The following is an 18,014-nucleotide window of genomic DNA, read 5'->3' as shown; positions in this document are numbered from 1 at the left end:
TCATATGTTTGACACTGCAATTTCCAACTATTCCAGTTATAATGGAATATGCATGGTTGGCCTATAGAATAAATGGAGGGAGTTTACTTAGATGAAAAAATTATTGCTGGTGTCCGCAGTTACCGTTCTTGTGCTGATCATGGCCGCTTGCGGTTCGAACAACAGTGCCAATAACAACGCACCTGAGAACGGCGCCGCAACAGAGACAAGCGCAGCCGCCGCTAATGAAGTCGTGATCAAGGCAAGCAACTGGGAATTTGATAAAGAGGTCTACACCATCAAAAAAGGTGAAGCCACTACCATCACCCTGGATGCAGACGGGGTTCACGGCATAGAAATTCCAGCTCTGAATGTTAAGCTGACCAATGGCAAATCGCAGGATGTAACGATTGCGGATGCAGGAGAGTATGAGCTTCACTGCAACATTCCATGCGGTAATGGCCACACCCAAATGGTTGCCAAAATCAAAGTCGAATAGATGAACGGAATTAACCTGGAACTGAAAAAAAGCTCCATGCTCTTGTTGACACAATAGAGCGTGGAGCTTTTTTTCTCGATAGTTAGACCCGTTTCAGCCGAAAAATGCCGAAGGACGTAATCGTCCCTTCGGCATTTTTGGCTTTAACTTTCCTCGATCAGTTCAATCCATTCATTGTATTCCGTCTGCAGCTTGGAGTACTCGGTCTTCAGTTTCCCATGTTCAATCTGCAGACGCTCATGCTCGGCTTGCAAATCGATACCGGACAAGCTTGTCTCCGACGCCAGCGCCTCCAGCTCTGTGATTCTGTCCAGCAGCTGCTGCATCCGGAGCCTGGCTTCGCTGGTCTCCTCTTCACTTTGGAGCAGCTGCTCGTACAAACCGGCTTCCGCTTCGGCGTGCGCGGCAGCTTCCTGCTTCGCACGCTCAAGCTCAGAGACAGCGGTGCGTTCTCTTTCCTTTGCCTCCGCTGCTGTTTCCTCGGCGATGCGCTCGGCCTCTGCCATCTGCATTCTGGCTTCATTCATCATCTCGGCAGCACGTTCCTCTGCCGTCTGCAGTTTCTGGCGAAGATCCTGTTCCTGAGCGCTATGTTTCTCAAGCTCTTCCTTCAGAAGCTCCTGCTGCTCTGTCAGCTGGGCTAGCCGGTTATCCGCTTCATCTGCTGTATGCTGCGCAATGGTCAGCTGGTCACGCAGCTCCGCGAGCTGCATCTCCTGCTGCTGCAGGGCTTGGGAGCGGCGGATATCCTGCTGCTGCAGTTCGGCGAATTGACGCTGCAGCTCTTCATAGCCGATCTCGCGCTCCAGCAGATCCCGCTCGAGAATATCTACAGTCGTACGCTGCGATTCCTCGCGTTCAGCAGCCTCCATTGCAAGGCGTTCCACTTCCTGCTGCTGCTCGGATAATGCAGCTTGCGCTTCATTATTGTCACGACGTACCTGCGCCAGTTTGCCGGTAAGCTGCTCACGTTCCTGCTGCCACTCCAGCGCCAGACGGTCCAGTTCCTCTGTAAGCCTGTGTTCAAGCTTCTCACGCCCGGACACAAGCTCCTCTCTGATCATCTCAGCTTGCTCTTCACCTTCGCGAATTGCTTGCTCCAGCATTGCCTGAGAGGTTTCACGCTCCTCAAGGAGATCTGCACGAGCGGCCGCAGCGGCTCGCTCCGCTTCTTCCAGCTTGGCCTGCGCCGACTCGTTTGCCGCTCGTAGTGTCTTCTCTGACTCTGCCCGCTCTTGTTCTAGCTTGAATTGGGCTGCTTCCCGGACTCGAACCAGCTGCTCCTCCATCTCTGCTCTTGCTGCCGCAGCTGCCTGCTCTGCTTCCTCCAGCATCGCCTGCGCCAACTCGCGTTCATCCCGCAGCGCGGACTCGGCCGCCGCACGCTCATGCTCAAGCTCCAGTCGCGACGACCCTCTCGCCTCGGCCAACTGCTTCTCCAGCTCCGCCTTCACTGCTGCCGCAGCCTGCTCCGCTTCCTCAAGCTCCTGCTTCGCCGCGGATGCAGCCTGCTCCGCTTCCTCAATCATCGCTTGCGCCAATTCGCGCTCTTCCCGGATGGTTTCCTCGGCAACTGCATGCTCACGCTCAAGCTCCAGACGAGCCGCTTCCCGCACTTGTGCCAGCTGTTTTTCCAGCTCCGCCTTCACTGCTGCTGAAGCCTGCTCTGCTTCCGTAAGCTCCTGCTTCACCGCAGACACTGCCTGCTCCGCTTCCTCAATCATCGCTTGCGCCAACTCGCGCTCTTCCCGAATGGCTTCCTCGGCATCTGCATGCTCACGCTCAAGCTCCAGGCGCGACGATTCTCTAGCTTCGGCCAACTGCTTCTCCAGCTCCGCCTCCACCATCGCCGCGGCCTGGGCCGCTTCCGCTAGCTCCTGTTTCACCGCAGACGCTGCCTGCTCCGCTTCCTCCACCATCGCTTGCGCCAACTCGCGCTCTTCTCGAATGGATTCCTCGGCAGCTGACCGCTCATGCTCAAGCTCCAGACGAGCCGCTTCCCGCACTTGTGCCAACTGCTTCTCCAGCTCCGCCTTCACTGCCGCCGCAGCCCGCTCCGCTTCCGCAAGCTCTTGCCTCGCCGCAGACTCTGCCTGCTCTGCTTCCGCAACCATCGCTTGCGCCAACTCGCGCTCTTCTCGAATGGTTTCCTCGGCAGCTGACCGCCCATGCTCAAGCTCCAGACGAGCCGCTTCCCGCACTTGCTCAAGCTGTTCCTCCAGCTCTGCTTTAGCCGCCGCAGCAGACTGCTCCGCTTCCGCAAGCTCTTGTTTCACCGCAGACGCTGCCTGCTCTGCTTCCATCACCATCGCCTGCGCGAACTCGCGCTCTTCTCGAATGGTTTCCTCGGCAGCTGACCGCTCACGCTCAAGCTCCAGATGAGCCGCTTCCCGCACTTGCTCAAGCTGCTTCTCCAGCTCTGCTTTCGCCGCCGCAGCAGCTTGCTCCGCTTCCGCAACCATCGCCTGCGCCAGCTCGCGCTCTTCCCGCAGCTCCGTCTCCGCGGCTGCCCGCTCACGCTCAACTTCCAACCGGGACGACTCCCTCGCCTCGGTCAGCTGTTCCTCCAGCTCCGCTTTCATAAGCGCAAACGCCTGCTCCGCCTCCGCAAGCTTTGCCTGACCAGCCGCCGCTGCGGCTGCGGCGGCTGTCCGCTCCGCCTCTTCCAGCATGGCTTGCCCAATTTCGCGTTCCTCGCTTAATGCCGCGGCTGAAGCCGCGCGCTCCTGCTCCAATTCGGCTGCGGCCGTTTCACGAACCTGCCTTAGCTGCTCCTCAGCAGCCAGGGCTGCCGCCGCTGCTGCGCGGTCGGCATCCGCCCGCAAACGTTCAATGCGTTCGCGCGAGGCCATCCGCACCCTCTCCAGTTCGGCCTCGGCCGCTGCCTTGGCTTCCGCGAGCTCTGCCTGCAGCTCTGAGCGCAGCCGCGCAAATTCCAGCTGCGCTGTTTCACCTGCGGCTATCTGCTCCTCCCGCAGCTGCGCCAGCTGCCCGTCATGTACAGCCTGGGCAAGCTCAAGCTCCGCTTGCGCCGCTTCCGCTGCAGCTGCCTGATCGGCGTGCAGCCGCGCCAGCGTCACGCCCCATTCAGCAGCTGCTCGTTGTGCTTCCTTGCGCGCGGCTTCGCGCTCACGATCAAGCTCCTCGCCATGAATGGCATGGACAAGCGCAAGCTCATCCTGGGCATCGGACTGCGCTTTCTCCAGCTGACGTGCAAGCTCTGTCCGCTCCTGTTCCAGTTCTGCAGCTGCCAAAGCCGCCGCTTGCGCATGCGCCTCCCGCTCCAGCGCAAGCTCCGAGCTGAGCGACTCCTTCACATGATTAAGCTCGATATTCGCAGCCTCGCGCTGCTGATCCGCTTCCATTGCATGGTTCTCTTGCAGGCGTTCAAGCTCCGCCTGTGCGGATTCCCGCATGTTCGTCAGCTCACTGTCATGCGCGGCGAGCAGCTGCTCCGCTTCCAGACGGGCGATCTCCCTCTCCGTCTTCAACTCTTCCAGGTGGGCGTCGCGCTGTGCGGCAAGCTCCTTATCGGCCTGCTGCGCGGCATGCTCCAGCCGGCCCTGCAGAACAGAGCTTATCCGCTCCAATTCCTCGTGGGCGATTTCCTGGGCCATGGCAAGCTCGGCCTCGGCTTCAGCGAGCTCTGCAGCCGCTTTCTCCCTTACGGAATCAAGCAGCAGCTTGTTTTCCTCAAGCTCGGCAACCGCCGCGTCCCGCCGCGCCTCGATTTCCTGCATGCGCTCGTTCTCGCGGCTGAGCCGGAAAACGTCTTCCGCCATATGCACAGCAACAAGAACGGCAATTTTGGGCAAATCCAGCCTTGGATACCCTTTCGCCAATTTATGCATATTCTCATCAACCAGAGCGGCTATCCGCTTGATATATTCAGGGTTGGTATGACCGGTAAATTTAAATTGATTTCCATATATGTCAACTGTTACACGTGCGCGTTCGGCAGCGTCCATGAGGGCATGTCCTCCTAAAAAGTTCTCGAAGCATCTGATCTTCGAAAGCGTAAGCTAAACCAATTCGATCTATTGCCTTACAAGCTGCACACGATGCCATTCGTCCAAAACCCGCTGTTTGCCCGGACACGATCCATCCGCTGGCCGTTCTTCTTAACCAAAGCTTAACAAACGAATAACAGACGAAGCCGCATCGATATCGGTTCGCAATGAACTAATTCGATGCGGCTTCGCTTATCTCCTGCCTATTTACGCAATTCTGCCCCAAAAGAATCTTCTAATTTTGTGACAACGCGCTGATGGAGATCCGTTACTTCTTCATCCGTGAGCGTTCGCTCGCCGTGGCGGTAAATCAGCGAGATGGCAACGCTCTTCTTATCTGCTCCAAGCCTCTCGCCCGTGTACACATCGAACACATTCACGGACTCCAGCAGCTCGCCCGCGGTATCGCGCGCAGCTTCAAGCAGCTTGCCGGCCGGTAGCTCGCGGTCGATCACTACGGCGATATCCCGCTCGATCGAAGGGAAGCGCGGGAGAATCTTGTATGCAATTTTGAATGCTGCCGCATCGTACAGCGGACCGAGCTCAACCTCCAGCACATAAACATCTGCCAGATCATGTTCATGCTGCAGCGTTGGATGAAGCTGGCCGATGTACCCGATCGTCTCGGGTCCGCGCTCGGTCGTCAGCACGACTGCTGCCGTGCGACCGGGGTGCATATGCTCAGGCTGTGCAGACTCATAATGGATCAGTCCGCCAATGCCAAGTATATGAGTGACGGTTTCCATTACACCCTTCACATCGTAGAAATCCACGGCTGCCGGCTTCTGATTCCAGCCTGCCTCATTCCGGCTGCCGTTAAGAAGAACGGCCAATCGGTGCTTCTCATGCGGGAGGCGTGTCAGCAGCTCTTCATCGGTATGGAAGACGCTGCCGATTTCGAAGATCGCCAGATTGTCGTTCTTGCGGTTGCGGTTATAGGCCGCCACCTCCAGCATTTGCGGTAGCAGGGCGGTCCGCAGCACGCTCCGGTCTTCACTCATGGGCAAGGACAATCTGACCGGCTGAGCTCCCTTGTCCGAGAGGGAAGGGAACAGCCGCGTCCGGTCCGGATGCGTGAAGGAATAGGTCATAACCTCATTCAATCCGGCATCGGTCAGTCGCCTGCGCAGCTCACGGCGGATGGCCTGCGGCTTGGTCAGCGCGCCGGGAGTGGATGGGCCTTCGATCGCGGTAGTCGGGATTTCATCATAGCCGTGCAGACGCGCGACTTCTTCAATAATATCCACGTCGCGGGTAATATCTCCCCGTCTGGACGGCACATTTACCGTGAACACGCCATTGGGCCCGAACTCAAACGGAAACTGCAGGCGACCGAAAATAATCTCGGTCTCCAGCTTCGAAAGTTCTGTGCCCAGATAACGGTTGATCTTATCCAGCGTCATCGTGACAACCACTTCCTCCGGCGAATCGGCTAGCTCTTCGACAATCCCTTCAAGCACAAGTCCTTGCGCATATTTCGCCATGAGTGAAGCAGCGCGGTCGAGCGCGGGAATAACACGCGCAGGATCCACGCCCTTCTCGAAACGGATGCTGGATTCCGAGCGAAGCCCTACCTGACGCGAGGTTTTGCGGATGGTTGCGCCGTTGAAGCGGGCAGATTCCAGCAAAATATTGACTGTGCTGGCGGTTACCTCCGAGGATGCGCCTCCCATGACGCCGGCAAGGGCAAGAGGCCGCTCTCCGTCTGTGATGAGCAGCATATGCGGCTCCAGTTTGCGCTCCTGGTCATCGAGCGTGACAATGGTTTCCCCTTCGCGGGCAAGGCGTACGACAATGCTGCCGCTTTCCACCTTGTCGGCATCGAAAGCATGCAGCGGCTGTCCATACTCCAGCAGCACGAAATTGGTTATATCGACCACATTATTGATTGGCCGGACTCCGGCCGCTATCAGACGATTTTGCATCCACTGCGGCGACGGACCGATCTTCACGCCCTTGATGTACCGGGCGGCATAATGCGTACAGTGCTCCTCCGCCTCAATGTTCACCGTGATATGGGAGGAAGCTTCCTCCGCCGCATCGCTGACCTTCGTGTCCGGCAGCTGAACCGGTCTCCCTGTCAGCGCTCCGACCTCATAAGCCACGCCCAGCATGCTCAGACAATCGGAACGGTTAGGCGTCAGGTCAAGCTCCAGCACTTCATCTTCAATGGCAAGCACATCCAGTATGGATTTGCCGACTGCCGTTCCTTCCGGCAGCACCATAATCCCTTCCTGCTGATCCTTGGGGAGCAGCTTCTCATTCAGGCCAAGCTCCTTCGCCGAACAGATCATGCCCTGCGATTCCACGCCGCGCAGCTTGGCCCGTTTGATGGCAAAGTCGCCTGGAAGCTTGGCTCCAACCACAGCCACGGGAACAAGCTGCCCTGCTGCAACATTCTTCGCGCCGCATACAATCTGCAGCGGTTCCCCTTGACCGACATCCACCGTACACACGCTCAGCTTATCCGCATCCGGGTGCTTCTCGCGGGTCAGCACATGACCGACCACCACGCCGGTGATCCCTTTGTTGCGTTTCTCGACAACATCGATTTCGATGCCCCCGCGCGTCATGAGCTCTGCCAGCTGTTCCCCGTCAAAGCCCGACAGATCGATATATTCACTTAACCATTTATAAGATACGTTCATCTGTTTGACCCCCCCGTTACATTCGCACAAACTGGCTTAAGAAGCGCAGATCGTTCGTGTAGAAATGACGAATATCATCGATTTCATATTTCAGCAAGGCAATACGCTCGACGCCCATTCCGAATGCAAAGCCGCTCACTTCATCCGGATCGTAGCCGCCCATTTCCAGAACGCGCGGATGAACCATTCCGCAGCCGAGTATTTCCAGCCAACCGGTGTGCTTGCACATCCGGCAGCCGCGGCCGCCGCATTGGGCGCAGGTCACATCGACCTCGGCGCTTGGCTCCGTGAACGGGAAGAAGCTGGGACGCAGACGGATCTGCGTCTGCATGCCGAACATCTGCTGTGCGAACTGAAGCAGCGTCCCCTTCAAGTCACTCATGCGGATGTTAGGTCCGATCACGAGCCCTTCAATCTGAATAAATTGGAACGAATGCGTCGCGTCATCGTCGTCGCGGCGGTACACCTTGCCCGGACATATCACTTTAACGGGCGTTTTGCCGTTCATCGCCTTCATCGTCCGGATCTGCACCGGCGAAGTATGGGTACGCATCAGAATTTCATCCGTAACGTAGAACGAATCCTGCATATCCCTTGCCGGGTGATCCTTGGGCAGATTCAAGGCTTCAAAATTATAGAAGTCCGTCTCCACCTCAGGGCCTTCCGCGATCGTATAGCCCATCCCGATAAAGACGTCTTCAATTTCCTGAGCGACCTTATTCAAGGGATGCACCGCGCCGGCCGGAAGACGTTTGCCGGGAAGCGTAACATCAATCGTCTCCGCGCGAAGGCGATTTTCGGTTTCTGCCTGCTGGAACACAGCCTGCTTCTCCTCAATTACAGCTTCGATCGCAGCGCGGACATCATTGCCCACCTGTCCGATAACGGGACGCTCTTCAGCGCTCAGGCCGCCCATTCCCCGTAAAATCTCGGTTAACGCACCCTTTTTCCCCAAATATTTAACCCGCAGGTCGTTCAACTGCTGTGGATTCGCGACATGCCCCAGCTCCTGCAGCGCCTCCGTACGCAAGGCTTCCAATCTTTCCTTCATTACTCTCATTCCCTTCAACAATAGTCAATAGTCGATCGATATATCCGTTTTAAGAAAAACAAAAAAAGGCCCTCTCTCCCCGTAAGGGACGAAAGAACCGTGTTACCACCCTAATTCGGATTGCCCTTCATCTAATCATGGACGGCAATCCCTCATACCGGCTTTAACGGGCCGGGCCCGGACTTCCCTACTGCAACACCAAAAAGGTGCGCGGTTCAAGCAGTCTGCTCTGGAGTGAACTTGGGCGGCGTTTGATCTGCAAAGACGCTCTCAATCATGGCGTCTTCTCCCTGTGCGCGAACCGCGGCTTACTTTTCTCCATCATCGCATCATGTTTATAGCTTCGTTAAATAGCTATCCATTTACCTGATCAACTAATTATAAGCAAAGCGCAGCCTCTTCGCAAGGCCGCGCTCCCCTGGTTCCCCAATGAAATTCAACTTCGGGCTCTGAGCCTAAGCTTTTCTGCGTCTGGCCAGGACGAAAATCAACGCAATGACCGAAACTGCAAGCGCGGCTATCGCCAGCCACAAGGTTACCGCATCTGTGCTGCTGTCGGAATCAGACGGAACCGCTGCATTATCACCGGACACAGCCGCGGCCGCTCCGTGAGCATCCCCTTCAGCCGTACCTGCCAATACCGTCGTGACAGAAGCAGGGTGATCGGAGCCATCAGCGCCGACCCATTCCACTACGGTGTTATCGCTGTAGGTCTGGTAAGCTTTCCATACCAGTTCCTTGGCATCGTCGGCCACTCTTCCCTGGATGCGGAATTCATCGAACTCGGTCTGTGCCAGACCTTCGCCCTCTGCCGTCCATGTAATGGAAGCAATAGCATTCTCCGCCGTTTTCTCAAGCTCGACCTTCCAGCCCGGCTTGGGTTGGACACGGCTTACCGCTGCGCCCTCAGGCACCTTGACCTGAACCGATTTTGTCGTCACATTCTCCTCTTCGCTCGGAACGCGAACTGTAAATACTTCATAGGTACCCTGCGTTGTTTCAGCAGGCTGTACCGTTACATGAGCGCTGGCGATACCGGCGAACAAAAACAGCGATAGCATTGTCATCATAACTGTTGACCATTTTTTCTTCTTACTCATCTTCTCGTAATCCCCCTAATCCATCTTCGGCAAGTTCAACGGTTTCGTATTTCAGCGGCATTGGCCCCTGATACCTGCCTATTATATCGTGGCGGCGGGGGAGACGCATGACTCGATAGGGCTATGCAAATGTGATTAATCCATGACATCGCCGCTGCGCGGCAGCAGCCCTTTTTCCATAGCATAGCGCGTGAGCTGTACACGATTATCAAGATGAAGCTTCTGCAAAATATTTTTGAGGTGATTTTTCACCGTATTCTCAGAAATCCCGCAATCCTCGGCAATTTGGCGGTTCGAGCTGCCGGAAGCAACCCGTTCGAGCACTTCTCTTTCCCGTACAGTCAACGGCGTTTTGCCGTCTGGCTTCCCGATGACCCGCTGCTGCTCTTCAGTCTGACGTCCTCGTGCTGAGTTGTTTGTTGCCGCTCCCGCTCTCGATTTCATGACTCCTGCAGCGCCTTCGGCGTCTTCGGGCAATCTTGGCCGCTCTTGGCCGCCCGTTGCGGAAGCGCCGTTGAATTCCTGCAGCAGTCTGTATGCCAGCTCTTTGGAGAGAGGAACTTCATCAATAACGATCGCCCGCAAATATTCCATCCAGGCGGAGGGAGAGAGATTTTTGAGCAAATAGCCCTGTGCGCCCCGTTTGATCGCTTCGAACAAATCGGCTATGTCGTCCGAGACGGTAACCATCACAATCTTGATCCGCGGATCGATTGTTTTGATGGACTGCGTCGCCTCCATACCGTTCATGACCGGCATATTGATATCCATCAGAACAAGATCGGGCCCGAGCTCTGCGGCAAGCAAAACGGCCTGTTCGCCATTCACTGCTTCCCCGATAATTTCAAACGAATCGTCTGCGCTCACAATATCGCGGATTCCTTCCCGGCCATGCGGATGGTCATCTGCCAGCAGCACACGTATTTTTTTCGATTCCGGCATCCGGTATCCTCCTTCCTTCACCGTCTCTATTCCTTCTCCACAGTGATCAGGGTTCCGTTCTGCTGTACATCCGCCGATGCAAAGCTGCTGCTGACTCTGAAGGTCCAGCCCATAGCCGCTGCGCGGTCCTGCATCATGCGGATGCCGTATCTTCCTTTGGCGTAGAGCTGGCTCTCGGAGGCTCCAATACCGTTATCCTCCACCGTGCAGTGAAAGCCGCCCGTCTTCCCTGCCGCATCTGTCGGCTTGGCCTGTACGATCAACAGCGTCGCAGCTGCATGCTTCCGGACATTGAGCATCGCTTCGCGCACGATTGCGAGCAGCTCTACCTTTTCCTTGCTGCTCAAAGCACTTTCGGTCAGCTGCCAGTCAAGCTTCACGGCAAGTCCTCCAAGCCGAAACTCCTCCGCCATCGCGGACACCGACTCCATCCACTGGACATCCGTTATAGACGGTTGGCTCCGCAAGCCTGCTATAGACTGGCGAACATCCTCATAGACATGCCTCACCGTCTGCCTGATTTGCTCCTTGGTTTCCTGGATGCGCTCATTATCCTGCGCATGCTCCAGCTTATCGAGCTTGACCGACAGCAGGAAAAGCGACTGGGATATGCCATCATGAAGCTCTCGTGCCAGCTGTTCACGCTCCATGAATGCGGCTTTGGCCATTTTCTCCTTCTGCAGCGATTCGCTCGTCTGCTCCAGCATCTGGAACAGCTTCCGCCCGAGCGTCGCCGTAACGGTCAAAACTATGACCGGCGCCAGTAAGTTGCCCAAATCCATGGACAGATAGGGAAGAAGGAGAGTGTGCCGGAAATATTCCCACATCGCGATCGTCAGGGTCGGCATCCAGAGAATCAGCCATTTAATCCGTCTGTAAGGCAAGCCCGCTTCATGTTGACCGCTTGCCTTCCCGGCATCGGTATCCGTTTGGCTGTTTTCCGCAATACCCGATTCCTTTATATCCTCCTTGGTCATTTTCCGCTCCCCTCCGCCTTTTGCCCCATTGCAGCTCCGGCCCGATCGGCTTTAATAATTTCGGAACTCATACGTTCTGACGATTTCATTATCTTCCTTGTCCATGACCCGGACCTCGGCGATCCAGCGGCCCGCAAAAGGAATGAAGGGCCCTTCGGCCTTATAGGATGTTTTGATATAGCCGTCGAAGGTAGTCAGCTCCTTGTCCACAAAGGACTGTATAGGCACATCGATCGGCCCCAGCTCTTCATGGTCGGCTGACCGCAGGCGCAGCAGCACCGACTTGGGCTCCCCCACCTTATCCGGCAGCCAGACTCTTGCGATTAACTGGTTAACGCCGGGCTTGTTGGGATTGATCTGCAGCGTCAGATGCATATCCTCGCCCATCTTGTGATAATAGACCGGCTCATTTGCAGGAAGCGGACTGACATACGTAAATAGTGCGGCGACTGCGATAATGACGGCCATCAGACCGGCATCGACCCGCAGCAGCGAGGTGGTGGGCAGCTCTCCTTTGCGCGTTCGCAGATGAAGAATGCCCCCCGTAACGAGAACAAGCAGCACAACCCCTGTCTTGATAAGCAGCAGAGTACCCCATGACGTATAAAACAGATATTTTAATGATGGCAGGAAAAGCAGTGTCATTCCTACGCCGGAGAGCACGAGCAAAGTAATGGAAAGAAGCGCGGCCCGGGAGAAGGTCAGCGCGAAACGCCCCGCCTCCTTGCGGTCGCTGAACCAGAGCGCAAGCACCAGCACAAGCCCCCCCGCCCACACGGCGCCTGCAGCCAGATGGATGAAGTCGAGGAGCACAGTCAGCAGCTTCGGCTTGAAAACCACAGCATGCCCGCTCCAGCTCTCCACACCGAGAATGGCCGCCGCCCAAATGAGCTTGAAGGGACGGCTGAACCGCAATACGGCAAATCCAATCACAGCAAGTACCAGCAATCCAATCCACAGATGCCCGATAGAAGTGGACAGGAACAAGCGGCTGTATTCGCTGGACGGGTAGTCCTTAAGAATCTCTCGCGAGTGAATAAACACATAAAGCAGAGCGGAGACGAGCAAAGCACGCATCGCCAGCTGCTCCCATTTCTTCATGGTCTCCTCGATCAGCGTACTGCGCTTGCGTACCAGGACGGACCAAAATACCAAGCCGACAGCAAACAACAGGGCGGCATAATAAGCGATCCGGACGGCGTAAAGAATGAATTGTCCGGTGGACAGCTGCGTGGACGCGCTGTGTCCCTCGTGCCCGAGAGCCTGATGCGGATCAAAAGCCGAAGCGTCCACGCCTTCCGGGGGATTACCGATCATGAATACATAGGAACCGCTGATCGGATGCCCGTCCGCCGAAATGACTTGATAAGCAACCGTATACACACCCTCGCCAAGCTTCGGCAGCTGAAGCTTGAGTGATTTACGGTCCTGACTGGTTACAGGTTCATTGGAGGTTACGGAATTGGACCTGGAATCCAGAACCTCAAGCGACCCTACCTGGGACTCAATCGATTCATTAAAGGTAAGCTCCACATCCTCAGGGGTTCCATCCAGCCGGGTATTGGCTTCCGGCGAAGCTCGTTCGAGCTCCGCATGGGCTTCTGCTTTCCCCGGTATGCCAAGGAGCATAACCGCTATCATCATAAAAACAGTAAGGAGGGTGAAGAAGGATTTGCATGTTGTGGTAATCGAGCGTCTTGTTTCTGTCATGGCCGGCAACCTCACGTCCTCTCGCTGGGCAGCAAAATATCTAACTTCCAGTTTACTAAACGATTCCGCCGAACACCAATCTGCAAATCTGAACATTTGGTGATAAATGTTGGCCCTACGGAATGTTCAACTATTTTGGAATTCCAAATCTTTCAATTTATGGCCCAAAAAAACGCGCAGCCGTACGTTTTCATCCATTTTCAGACCGGTTTCGGAGAGGTTCCGGAACCCTTATTGTCGAATCATATTCCTTGACAAACCACAATATATTGGTGTAATTTTGTTTAATATTATCAACATATTGTGTATATAGGGGTTGTAACCAAAGCCCTTCGACAAGGAGTGACTTGCGCTCGTGGATATTATTAAAAGGAACGGCCAGAAAGAAGAACTGATTTTCTCCAAGCTTAAAAAGGTCATCGATTTCTCATGCGTCGGATACAGTGACTGCGATCCGCTGGAACTCGAAACCGCTCTGCTCCCCTATTTCCGCAACAATATTACCACCAAGGAAATCCAACGTACGCTTACACAGGTGGCAGTCGAGAAGACAAGCATCGAACAGCCGAACTGGCAATACGTTGCAGCCAAGCTGCTGATGTACGATCTTTATAAAGAATCCGCAATCAACCGCAAGTATGGCTACTTCGGCTACGGGGATTTCTACTCCCTGATTACCTATCTGACGGATAAAGGATTATACGGCAAATACATACTTGAGCATTACACCCGCGAAGAAATCCGCGAATTGGGCAATTACATCGTGCCGGAGCGCGATTATTTGTTCAATTATATCGGGCTCAAGACGCTTGCCGACCGTTATCTGATCAAGAGCTTCAGCGGCGATGTGCTTGAGCTTCCCCAGGAGCTCTTCATGGGAGTCGCGATGCATCTGGCCATGAAAGAAGATGACAAGCTCGCCTGGGCCCGCAAGTTTTACGATGTGCTCAGCCGTCTGCAAATGACGGTTGCCACTCCGACGCTTGCCAATGCCCGCAAACCGTTCCATCAGCTGTCAAGCTGCTTCATCGACACGGTGCCGGACAATCTGTGGGGAATTTACAATGTCGATTCCAGCTTCGCGCAGGTTTCCAAATTCGGCGGCGGCATGGGGATCTACATCGGCAAGGTGCGCAGCCGCGGCTCCAATATCCGGGGATTCAAGGGCGTTGCCGGCGGAGTTGTGCCATGGATCAAGAACTATAACAATACCGCAATTGCGGTGGACCAGCTGGGCGTCCGTTCCGGCGCGGTAGCTGTCTATCTGGATATCTGGCATAAGGACATTCTGGACTTCCTCAACCTCAAGACAAACAACGGAGACGACCGGATGAAGGCGCATGATATTTTCCCCGGCGTATGCATTCCCGATCTGTTTATGCGCAAGGTGAAGGACCGCGAGAATTTCTATCTGTTCGATCCGCATGAGGTCCGTTCCATGATGGGCTGGTCGCTTGAGGATTCATGGGGCGAAGAGTGGGAGAGCCGTTATGAGGAATGTGTGGGCAATCCGAATCTTTCCCGTGATGAAGTGCCTGCCATTGACATCATGAAACGTATTTTGACCAGCTCGTTTGAGACCGGCACGCCGTTCGTCTTTTTCCGCGATGCGGTTAACCGCGCCAATCCGAACAAGCATAAAGGCGTAATCTACTGCTCCAACCTGTGTACGGAAATTTGCCAGAACATGAGTCCTACTGAATACGAATCATCGACGCATGAAGACGGCATGATCACGACCAGGGTCAAAAGCGGAGATTACGTCGTGTGCAACCTCTCCTCTCTGAACCTCGGCCGCACACGGTCGCGTGAAGAAATCGAAGAGGTTGTCACCTGCCAGATGCGGATGATGGACAACGTGATCGACATTAACCACTACCCGATCCCTCAAGCGGAAATTACCAATCAGAAGTACCGCGCTGTCGGACTTGGGACAAGCGGCTATCATCAGTGGCTGGCGCTCAATGGAATCGCGTGGGAATCCGAAGAGCATCTGGAGAAAGCCGATGAGCTCTACGAGTGGATTAATTATTGCGCCATCAAGGCATCCATGGAGATCGCCAAGGAGAAAGGCGCATATAAAGTATTTGAAGGCAGCGAATGGCAAACGGGAGAATTTTTCGACCGCCGCGGTTACGATAGCCCGGACTGGCAGAAACTAAGGGCAGAGATAGCCGAGCATGGTGTCCGCAACGCCTGGATGTTCGCCATTGCACCAACCGCCTCCACATCGCTCATTGCCGGCTCAACCGCTGGTATTGACCCGATATTCAGCAAATTCTTCGTCGAGGAAAAAAAGAACGCGGTCATCCCGCAAACAGCGCCTAACCTCAATGAGGAGACGTTCTGGTTCTACAAGGAAGCGCACCATATCGATCAGCACTGGAGCATCAAGGCTGCGGGCCGCAGACAGCGCCATATCGATCAGGCTCAATCGTTCAATCTGTACATCACGCCGGAATACACGGCGAAGGAATTTCTTGATCTATACATGGCCGCTTGGGAGAATGGTCTCAAAACGGTCTACTATTGCCGCAATAAAAGCCTTGAAGTAGAGGATTGCGAAAGCTGCAGCGCGTAAAGCGCTGCAGCTTTCCTGCCCACAACCCTTGAGTTGTCCAATGCCGGCAAGTAATGGTGACTTGAGTACTGATTTTGCCGGGCAAGGTTTCTTAGTAATAAAGGAGGCAGCAAGCCAATGGATTTGCAGAAAAAGAAGCTGTTTAACGAAGATGGCGACCGTGACTGGGGCAAGCGCCGCATGATCGGCGGCAACACCACAAACCTTATTGAATTGAATAATGTGAAATACGACTGGGCGACCAAGATGTACCGCACCATGATGAACAACTTCTGGATTCCCGAGGAGATTCCCCTTGCCCAGGATGCCAAGGACTATAAGAATTTAACGCTTTCCGAACGGAACAGCTATGATAAAATTATCAGCTTCCTGATCTTCCTGGACTCTCTGCAAACAGCCAACCTGCCTAACGTCAATGAGTATGTAACGGCGCCTGAGGTGAATCTGTGCCTGACCGTCCATACCTTCCAGGAAGCTGTCCACAGTCAATCCTATTCCTATATTCTGGACAGCGTATGTTCGGCTGAAGCACGCGACCAGATCTACAATCTGTGGCGCGAGGACAAGCATCTGCTCAAACGCAACCGGTTCATTACCGATCTGTATGAGAACTTCATTTCCAACCCGTCCTCCCAGAACCTGATCAAGACCATTATGGCCAACTATATACTCGAGGGCATCTATTTCTACAGCGGCTTCAGCTTCTTCTATGCCCTGGGTCGACAAGGAAAAATGCTCGGAACCGTATCCGAGATCAAATATATTCAGCGTGACGAGCTGACCCATCTGGCATTATTCCAAGGGATTTTCCGCGAAGTCCGCAGAGAAAATCCGGAGTTGTTCACACCTGTGCTGATCGAAGAGCTGCGGCAGATGATGAAGACTGCCGTTGAGCATGAGATCGAGTGGGGGCAGTATATCACCAATAATCAGATTGCCGGTATCACCAACGAGATCATCGATCAATATATCCGTTTCCTGTCGAATGAACGTCTGCGCAAGCTTGGACTCGAAGTTCTCTACCCTGAGGTTGTCGAGCATCCGATGCGATGGGTGGAAAGCTTCAGCAACATGAACGGAATGAAAACCGACTTCTTCGAGCAAAAAGTAACGAATTACAGCAAGTCGTCCAATCTCAACTGGGGCGATCTGTAGAAAGCCTGTCAGTTTCCAGTGTGATGACGGTATAAAACAGCAACCCCAAGCGTCTTCACACAAGCTTGGGGTTTTAATATGGTTTATCATCCATAAAATCACAACATGATTGCCGAACTCGGACTGGACCAGAGGGCCTAGACCCAAACATTGACAAGCTAGACAATCAAGAGTATGCTGACCGGACCATTAACTATGCTCAACCGGTTGTTTCGACGGCCAGCTCAGCTAACAGTAACGCGAATACATGGCGGCGCTAAACCTCATCGTTTAAGATCTATTATCTAACTTCTCAAGAGTAAGCTCGCGGTCTGACTGGCATGCTCGACTAAAGTCCAGCAACAGTCTGGTCCATGGGACGATAACAATTGTTTCTATCCCCTGTAAGATTAAAGCAGAGAATAGAACGGGGGAATTCATGATGTCTGAATCTATATTGGGTATCAATGCGATACTCGCCATCGTATATCTGCTCGTTGCTCTGCTGGCGGGTTATGGAACCGGCAGCATTGCTTTTCGCCATACCATTGCCGACATGCAGCGCAGCGCGAAGCTGAGTCTGGGGCTGCTGGCCCTGCTGGCGTTGCTCGCCTCCGGGCAGATCGCCTTATTCCTGTTCTTCTCCACCTACAGCTGGTGGTTTGTATGGGATAAAGCGCTGCTGTTTGTTCCGATGGTAGCCATGCCGCTCACGGCATGTGCGATATACTCCAGACCCAAGCTGATGGAGATCATTCGTCTGAAGGCGGATGAGCCGGAGCTCCCGGCCAACCGGACCAAACGGCGCAGCGCGGCGCAGGCGAGGCTTGTTGTTCCGATCCAGACCTTGACGGTGGGCGCCATCATCCATGCGTCAATGATTTTATATCCGCTGCCCGTTCAGTTTCAGAATGAGCTGATGATCCTGATCGCAGCGCTTGCAGGTGCTGCCGCCCTGCTGATATGGCGGCAAAATGCCCGCAGAAGACGGATTCACCGGGATGATGGAACCTCTGCGATCCACTGGATGAAGCGCGTCGGCGTCTATACATCGGTATGCCTGCTCTTTTCTTTCGCAGTCATATTCTCGGTCTCAACGGCCAGATCCAAAGCCATTGTTCCTGTACCGGAATCTTTATCGCGGCATACGAACTGGACCGAATTCTCAAATATCCTCTCTTCGTACCGGCCCAAAGATAGAATCAATAAAGCAAACAGCGGCACCAATTTGAGCCCTAAGCCAGCCGGAACCATCAGCAGAATGAGCAGCCAATGAACGTCCACCTCATGGCAGGTTCCTATGTATGGTTTCCGTACGGCATTAAGTGCAGGCGCACATCCTCCGGTTCACAGCAGATTAGCGGATATCACAAACCAAACAGG

The 18,014-nt window shown here is 54.6% G+C and carries 11 protein-coding genes; 4 read left to right on the top strand and 7 right to left on the bottom strand.

The annotated features are described in order from the left end of the window. The first annotated feature begins 91 nt into the window (after window positions 1-91). Window positions 92-478, top strand: a complete 387-nt coding sequence (locus ACFOLF_RS27345; RefSeq protein WP_210045579.1) for a cupredoxin domain-containing protein — start codon at window positions 92-94, stop codon at window positions 476-478. Window positions 479-621: 143 nt separating this feature from the next. Here the strand turns inward: ACFOLF_RS27345 and ACFOLF_RS27340 are convergent, their stop codons facing one another. The 7 genes from ACFOLF_RS27340 to ACFOLF_RS27310 all read right to left on the bottom strand — a co-directional run bounded on the left by ACFOLF_RS27340 (window position 622) and on the right by ACFOLF_RS27310 (window position 12,916). After that, a complete protein-coding gene (locus ACFOLF_RS27340) occupies window positions 622-4,446 on the bottom strand; it encodes a hypothetical protein (protein ID WP_210045578.1) in 3,825 nt (1,274 codons plus the stop codon). Window positions 4,447-4,691: 245 nt separating this feature from the next. Beyond that, a complete protein-coding gene (gene pheT, locus ACFOLF_RS27335) occupies window positions 4,692-7,136 on the bottom strand; it encodes a phenylalanine--tRNA ligase subunit beta (protein ID WP_210045577.1) in 2,445 nt (814 codons plus the stop codon). Between the two features lie 16 nt (window positions 7,137-7,152). Further along, complete coding sequence (pheS, locus tag ACFOLF_RS27330) at window positions 7,153-8,187, bottom strand: phenylalanine--tRNA ligase subunit alpha (RefSeq protein ID WP_210045576.1); 1,035 nt, start codon at window positions 8,185-8,187, stop codon at window positions 7,153-7,155. Window positions 8,188-8,642: 455 nt separating this feature from the next. Further along, on the bottom strand, window positions 8,643-9,287 hold the full coding sequence (locus ACFOLF_RS27325; RefSeq protein WP_210045575.1) for a YcnI family copper-binding membrane protein: 645 nt from the start codon (window positions 9,285-9,287) through the stop codon (window positions 8,643-8,645). Between the two features lie 135 nt (window positions 9,288-9,422). Beyond that, complete coding sequence (locus ACFOLF_RS27320) at window positions 9,423-10,229, bottom strand: response regulator (RefSeq protein ID WP_210045574.1); 807 nt, start codon at window positions 10,227-10,229, stop codon at window positions 9,423-9,425. Window positions 10,230-10,255: 26 nt separating this feature from the next. After that, window positions 10,256-11,206 (bottom strand): sensor histidine kinase, encoded by a 951-nt coding sequence (locus tag ACFOLF_RS27315; RefSeq protein ID WP_379112905.1) that lies wholly within the window; start codon window positions 11,204-11,206, stop codon window positions 10,256-10,258. Window positions 11,207-11,257: 51 nt separating this feature from the next. Beyond that, entirely contained in the window at window positions 11,258-12,916 is a 1,659-nt protein-coding gene (locus ACFOLF_RS27310; protein WP_210045573.1) for a copper resistance CopC/CopD family protein, read from the bottom strand. 355 nt (window positions 12,917-13,271) lie between these two features. On the opposite strand from ACFOLF_RS27310, the gene ACFOLF_RS27305 reads away from it, so the two are divergent. The 3 genes from ACFOLF_RS27305 (at window position 13,272) to ACFOLF_RS27295 (ending at window position 17,907) form a co-directional block, all read left to right on the top strand. After that, complete coding sequence (locus tag ACFOLF_RS27305) at window positions 13,272-15,497, top strand: ribonucleoside-diphosphate reductase subunit alpha (protein ID WP_210045572.1); 2,226 nt, start codon at window positions 13,272-13,274, stop codon at window positions 15,495-15,497. Between the two features lie 117 nt (window positions 15,498-15,614). After that, entirely contained in the window at window positions 15,615-16,652 is a 1,038-nt protein-coding gene (locus tag ACFOLF_RS27300) for a ribonucleotide-diphosphate reductase subunit beta (protein ID WP_210045571.1), read from the top strand. A gap of 418 nt (window positions 16,653-17,070) precedes the next feature. After that, the gene (locus tag ACFOLF_RS27295) at window positions 17,071-17,907 is read left to right on the top strand and encodes a hypothetical protein (protein WP_210045570.1); all 837 of its coding nucleotides are present in this window, start codon (window positions 17,071-17,073) and stop codon (window positions 17,905-17,907) included. The last annotated feature ends 107 nt before the right edge of the window (window positions 17,908-18,014 follow it).

The sequence above is a fragment of the Paenibacillus sepulcri genome (assembly GCF_042647105.1).
Taxonomy (GTDB): domain Bacteria; phylum Bacillota; class Bacilli; order Paenibacillales; family Paenibacillaceae; genus Paenibacillus_Z; species Paenibacillus_Z sepulcri.
The sequence above is the reverse complement of the archived record's forward strand: the minus strand, read 5'-3'. Positions and strand labels throughout refer to the sequence as shown.